This is a genomic window from Photobacterium sp. 2_MG-2023 (assembly GCF_030547675.1).
Lineage (GTDB): Bacteria > Pseudomonadota > Gammaproteobacteria > Enterobacterales > Vibrionaceae > Photobacterium > Photobacterium arenosum.
In genome coordinates this window covers 96,355-102,354 of the sequence record NZ_JAUOQQ010000016.1, presented here as the reverse complement: position 1 = coordinate 102,354, position 6,000 = coordinate 96,355, and the positions used below count along the sequence as shown (strand labels likewise).

Annotated in this window: 7 protein-coding genes and 1 riboswitch; of the genes, 6 read left to right on the top strand and 1 reads right to left on the bottom strand. The window is 53.4% G+C overall.

Annotation, left to right across the window (positions count from 1 at the left end):
- Window positions 1–450 precede the first annotated feature (450 nt).
- Entirely contained in the window at window positions 451–834 is a 384-nt protein-coding gene (crcB, locus tag Q4491_RS14195) for a fluoride efflux transporter CrcB (RefSeq protein ID WP_192017378.1), read from the bottom strand.
- Window positions 835–971: 137 nt separating this feature from the next.
- Here crcB and Q4491_RS14190 point away from each other — a divergent pair, with 137 nt between their 5' ends.
- From Q4491_RS14190 to Q4491_RS14165, 6 genes are all read left to right on the top strand, one after another.
- Entirely contained in the window at window positions 972–1,406 is a 435-nt protein-coding gene (locus Q4491_RS14190; protein WP_192017460.1) for a universal stress protein, read from the top strand.
- Between the two features lie 60 nt (window positions 1,407–1,466).
- A riboswitch (TPP riboswitch) is annotated at window positions 1,467–1,564 on the top strand.
- Window positions 1,565–1,689: 125 nt separating this feature from the next.
- Window positions 1,690–3,618 carry a phosphomethylpyrimidine synthase ThiC gene (thiC, locus tag Q4491_RS14185; RefSeq protein ID WP_192017379.1) on the top strand — a complete coding sequence of 643 codons (1,929 nt, stop codon included), beginning with the start codon at window positions 1,690–1,692 and terminating at the stop codon, window positions 3,616–3,618.
- Window positions 3,615–4,256 carry a thiamine phosphate synthase gene (gene thiE / locus Q4491_RS14180; protein ID WP_218386325.1) on the top strand — a complete coding sequence of 214 codons (642 nt, stop codon included), beginning with the start codon at window positions 3,615–3,617 and terminating at the stop codon, window positions 4,254–4,256. The genes thiC and thiE overlap by 4 nt, the downstream gene beginning before the upstream one ends.
- Window positions 4,257–4,258: 2 nt before the next feature.
- A complete protein-coding gene (locus Q4491_RS14175) occupies window positions 4,259–5,017 on the top strand; it encodes a HesA/MoeB/ThiF family protein (protein WP_192017380.1) in 759 nt (252 codons plus the stop codon).
- Entirely contained in the window at window positions 5,014–5,223 is a 210-nt protein-coding gene (thiS, locus tag Q4491_RS14170; protein WP_218386323.1) for a sulfur carrier protein ThiS, read from the top strand. Before Q4491_RS14175 ends, thiS begins: the two co-directional genes overlap by 4 nt.
- A gap of 1 nt (window position 5,224) precedes the next feature.
- Window positions 5,225–5,995, top strand: a complete 771-nt coding sequence (locus tag Q4491_RS14165) for a thiazole synthase (RefSeq protein ID WP_192017381.1) — start codon at window positions 5,225–5,227, stop codon at window positions 5,993–5,995.
- The last annotated feature ends 5 nt before the right edge of the window (window positions 5,996–6,000 follow it).

Genomic DNA, 6,000 nt, shown 5'->3' with positions numbered 1-6,000 from the left:
GTCATTGTGTCACCTGTTAACTTCTGAGGTGATGATATCACCTCTAATCAGGTGGCCAAATTAACTATGCCACTACATCCTGAGCTTAACCCGATAGAGCAGGTATGGAGTTGGTTAAGACAACGCTGTTTAGCCAATCAAAGTTTCAGAGATTATGACGATATTGTTGATAAGGTTTGCGCGGCATGGAACCAATTTCTGCAATGCACTCAGCGAGTCAAAAAGATGTGCTCGCGGCAATGGATTGACCTGACCAGTTAATTTTCCAGAATGGTATGATACGCTGATGTCGGCGGCTGGAACGCCAGCCCGGTCGCTCCGTCATCCCCTGCCAAATATAAAGCCTCGTCATCAGGCGGGGTTTCTATGCCTCAATTTCACTCACAGGCCTATGTTAGGGCTTGGAGTGAACCTCACTTCCCTTTTAGACGCAATAGGCAATTCATCCGCCTATCCACGCTGAAGCAACTGAAATCCAACGAAGCAAGCAAATAGGCTCAGAGATAAGTTCAGCATAATATTTAAGCCAGCTTTGATATAGGCGCCTTGCTGGAGCAGTATCAGGTTATCCATCGAAAATGTGGAAAAAGTTGTTAAAGCACCCAGCATACCGATGCCAATCAATGGGCGCCAAGGTGTAGCTTCTATCATGCCCTGGTTAAGTGCTGAGCTCAGCATACCCATAATCAAAGAGCCTGTGATGTTGACGGCCAGTGTCCCGTACGGAAATCCCTTGCCTAATAAAATCACAGAGAGCTCGGCAATCAGGTAGCGTGAACAGGCCCCGAGCGCCCCGCCCATAGCAACATAGCCCAGAATAATCAGTTGGTTCATAGAAAGCCCTGATGGTGACAAAGTTATTACATGCTATTGTGAAAAAGGCATGAGTAAATCCTGCTGCCACAGAGTGACTTGCTTTTTCACGTGAAGGTTTACATTGTGCACTAATCCTAGCAGGAGTAGAGGTGATTATGGGTATGTACCATACCATTTTACTGGCAATCAACCCTGATGATTTGAATGTAAAACAGTTGGTTGCAAAAGCAGGCGTGATTGCAGAGCAAAATAATGCGGATCTGCATCTGGCATATGTAGAACCTGGTGTAGGGAATGTCAGCTTTCTGGATATCGATTTACAACTCGACGAGGCGCATAACGAGCAGGAGCTGAAAAGAATGGCTCAGTTGTCCGCTCTGGCAAAACACTCACCGCATCCGATTGCGGCTATCCATCTGGCCGATGGTGATGTTGCCAAACATCTGATTGCGCTGGGGAAGACGATCAAAGTCGATTTAGTGATCACGGGTAACTACAAACCCGGAATACATTGGCTGGGTGATTTACGTTATGAACTGGCGCAACACCTGAAGTGTGATGTGCTGATCTGCCAGCAGAAAACGCTGTAGTGATGTGGGGATGAAAAAGACGACTTGCTGAGAGGGTGATGCTTCCTTATACTCTTTGACTGAAACTTGTCGGAGTGCCAACTGGCTGAGACCGCATTGCGGGATCCGTTGAACCTGATCAGATTAGTATCTGCGAAGGGAACAAGAGTAAATCATCTGCCTAGCTGTACCATATTTGTACTGCTGCTGTATCAGACGATGCGACACGCCCTACATGTGTCCGCCTCTTGTTTACGCGCCCATCCGTCAAGCAACTTCCCTAACTTTGAAAAAGGAAATTGCTATGTCGAGTCGCAAACAAGCGAGACTGGAAGCGAAACAATTCATTGATTCACTCACCACCCAAGCCTACCCTAATTCACGGAAAGTCTATGTCACCGGCAGCCGGGATGATATCCGTGTTGGTATGCGTGAAATCGCTCAGGCCGATTCCCTGGTCGGTGGCGATAAGAACAACCCTATCTTTGAGCCTAATGAACCGATTCGCGTTTATGACACCTCAGGCTTTTATACCGATCCTGACCAATCTATTGATATCTATAACGGGTTGCCAAAACTGCGTGAAAGCTGGATCGAGGAGCGCGGCGATACCGAACTGCTTGATGAACTGAGCTCTGCCTATACCAAAGAGCGTCTGGCCGACGATACACTTGAAGATCTGCGTTTTGCTCACCGAGCCCGTGTACGCCGTGCTCAAGCTGGCCAATGTGTGACTCAGATGCACTATGCCCGGCAGGGCATTATCACCCCGGAAATGGAATATATCGCGATCCGGGAAAACATGGGCCGCGCTCAATACCGTGATGAGGTGCTAAACCAGCAGCACCCGGGACACAGCTTCGGTGCCAATCTGCCCAAAGACATCACAGCCGAGTTTGTGCGCAGGGAAGTGGCTGAAGGCCGCGCGATTATTCCGTCGAACATCAACCACCCGGAATCCGAGCCGATGATCATTGGCCGCAACTTCCTGGTGAAAGTGAATGCCAATATTGGTAACTCGGCCGTGAGCTCTTCAATTGAAGAAGAAGTAGAAAAACTGGTGTGGTCGACCCGCTGGGGCGGCGATACCGTGATGGATTTGTCGACGGGCCGAAATATTCATGAAACCCGCGAATGGATCATCCGCAACAGCCCGGTGCCCATCGGGACTGTCCCTATGTATCAGGCGCTGGAGAAGGTGAACGGTGTTGCTGAGAACCTGACCTGGGAAGTCTTTCGAGACACCTTGCTGGAGCAAGCGGAGCAGGGCGTTGACTATTTTACCATCCACGCCGGTGTGCTGCTGCGCTTTGTCCCTATGACCGCCAAGCGGGTAACCGGGATTGTTTCCCGCGGTGGTTCTATCATGGCGAAATGGTGCCTGGCGCACCACAAAGAAAGCTTTCTGTATGAGCATTTTCGCGAGATTTGCGAGATCTGTGCCCAATACGATATCTCCCTGTCGCTGGGTGACGGCCTGCGTCCCGGCTCGGTCGCTGATGCCAATGATGAAGCCCAGTTCAGTGAGCTGCGGACTTTAGGTGAACTGACCAAGGTAGCCTGGGAGTACGATGTCCAGGTGATGATTGAAGGCCCGGGACATGTGCCGATGCACCTGATCAAAGAGAACATGGATGAGCAGCTCAAGCACTGCCATGAAGCACCTTTTTATACCTTAGGCCCGCTGACCACCGACATTGCCCCTGGCTATGATCACATTACCTCAGGTATAGGCGCGGCGATGATTGGCTGGTTTGGCTGCGCCATGCTGTGCTATGTCACGCCGAAAGAGCATTTAGGTCTGCCGAACAAAGACGATGTTAAAACCGGTCTGATCACCTACAAGCTGTGTGCCCACGCCGCTGATCTGGCCAAAGGACATCCGGGCGCACAGGTGCGTGATAATGCCCTGTCCAAAGCCCGTTTCGAATTCCGCTGGGAAGATCAATTCAACCTGGGGCTGGACCCGGATACCGCTCGGGCTTTCCATGATGAAACCTTGCCACAGGAATCGGGCAAAGTAGCCCACTTCTGCTCAATGTGCGGACCGAAATTCTGTTCCATGAAGATCTCTCAGGAAGTGCGGGACTACGCTAAAGCGCAAGAAGACGCCCAGGTGATTCAAATGCTTGATGATCCGCTGGAAGGGATGCGCCAGAAAGCGGAGGAGTTTCGTGACAAGGGCAGCGAGCTCTACCATCAGGCAAAAAGCCATGAGGAAGAGCAGGCATGAGTGATGTGATGCAAGCGTCATTTCCTGTTATGGAGGGCGGCATCGGGCCGCTCTATCCTGTTGTTGACCATGTCCGCTGGATTGCCAGGTTGCTGCCACTGGGGGTGAAAACCGTTCAGCTGCGGATCAAAGATCCGGCCCATCCTGAGTTGGAAGCGCAGATTATTGAAGCGATTCGTCTGGGCCGGGAGCACAACGCCCAGGTGTTTATTAACGACTACTGGCAACTGGCACTCAGGCACGGTGCTTACGGCGTACATTTGGGGCAGGAAGATCTGGATATCGCGGATCTTGATGCGCTGCGCCAGGCCGATATCCGGCTGGGGGTGTCAACCCGAACAGCAGCTGAGCTGCAACGCGGTCTGGCACTGGCACCCAGCTATGTGGCGATCGGCCATATTTTCCCGACCCCAACCAAAGACATGCCGACTCCGCCACAGGGTGTCGCCCAGTTAAAAGAGCACCTGAATACTGTGGCTGGCCGTTACCCGACCGTTGCCATTGGTGGTATTGATCTCACCAATGTTGCGGATGTCTGGCAGACAGGCGTGTCCTGTGTGGCAGTGGTGCGTGCCGTTACAGCCGCTGAGGATACCGAGCAGGCACTGGCGGCATTTGCTGACAAGCTGGTGAGGTAGTCATGCTGACAGACGAGTCTTTTTTGCGCTATCAGCGCCAGGTACAGCTACCGGAAATCGGAGAGCAGGGCCAGCAGGCCCTGCAACAAGCCAGAGTGCTGATTATCGGTGCAGGCGGGCTTGGTGCGCCGGCGGCCTTATATCTGGCGGCGGCGGGCGTTGGCAGTCTGGTGATTGCCGATGGCGATCGTGTCGAGCGTTCTAACCTCCAGCGCCAGATTATCTACCGTGATGATAATCAGGGTGAGAGCAAAGCGCAGGCCGCCGTGGCGCAGGTCAAAGCGCTCAATCCGCTGATCCGTGCCCGCGCAGTGACGGCCAGACTGGTCAAGCTGCAACTGGCGATGGAAATCAGTCTGGCTGATGTGGTGCTTGATTGCACCGATAACTTTGTCAGCCGGCATGCCATTAATCAGGCCTGCTTTGAACACGGCAAGCGGCTGATCTCTGCCGCGGCGATTCGCTGGCAGGGACAGCTGATGAGCTTTGATTTTCGCGCACAGCAGGGGCCTTGCTACCACTGCTTATTTCCTCAGGGGGAAATGCAAGCACCGCAAAATTGCAGTGAGACAGGTATTGCCGGGCCTGTTGTCGGCATTATGGGAACCTTTCAGGCGCTGCAGGCGGTGAAAGCCATCACCGACAGCGGTGATCTCTGTGTCCGCCAGTTCCGCCAGTTCGACGGCCTCAGCCTGCAATGGCAGCAGTTTACCTTGCCAGCCAACCCTCAATGTCCTGTATGCAGTAAGGAATCTTTATGACCACAATAACCGTTCTGGTGAACGATAAAGCCATGCAGCTGGCGGCGGAAAGCTCGCTGCAACAGTTGCTGGAGCAACTGACCATGCCGCTGGATGCGACGGCCGTTGCACTCAATCAGGCCATTTTGGGTCGCGAGTTCTGGGCCGATCAGCGGCTCAATGACGGCGATGAAATCGCCTTGTTTCAAGCGATAGCAGGAGGCTGACATGCTGACCATTGCCGATAAAACCTTTTCATCCCGACTTTTTACCGGTACGGGCAAATATGCCGGCCGGGACATAATGGCACAGTCAATTCTAGCATCCGGTTCTGAGCTGGTGACCATGGCACTGAAACGGGTGGATATTGATAACCGTGATGACGACATTCTTGCCCCGCTGCGCGAAGCGGGGGTCAACCTGCTGCCAAATACTTCGGGGGCCAAGAATGCGAAAGAAGCGATCTTTGCCGCGCAGCTGGCCCGTGAAGCTTTGGGAACAAACTGGCTGAAACTGGAAATCCATCCAGACCCGAAATACCTGATGCCGGATCCTATTGAAACGCTGGCGGCAGCCGAAGCGCTCGTCAAACAAGGCTTCATTGTGCTGCCCTACTGCCATGCTGACCCTGTGTTGTGTAAGCGGCTGGAGGAAGTGGGCTGTGCAGCCGTGATGCCTCTTGGCGCACCGATAGGTTCAAATAAAGGACTGGCATCGCGTGATTTTCTCGACATCATTATCGATCAGGCCCGGGTGCCTGTGATTGTGGATGCCGGGATCGGCGCCCCTTCACATGCGGCTGAAGCCATGGAACGCGGTGCAGATGCTGTGCTGGTGAATACGGCGATTGCGGCAGCGGCGGATCCGGTTGCGATGGGGCTGGCCTTTAAACTGGCAGTGGAGAGCGGCCGGATGGCGTACGAAGCCGGCCTGGCCGGTAAAGTCAGCCATGCCGTGGCGTCCAGCCCGTTAACTGCGTTTTTAGACGCCAGCGCGTAAGGAGA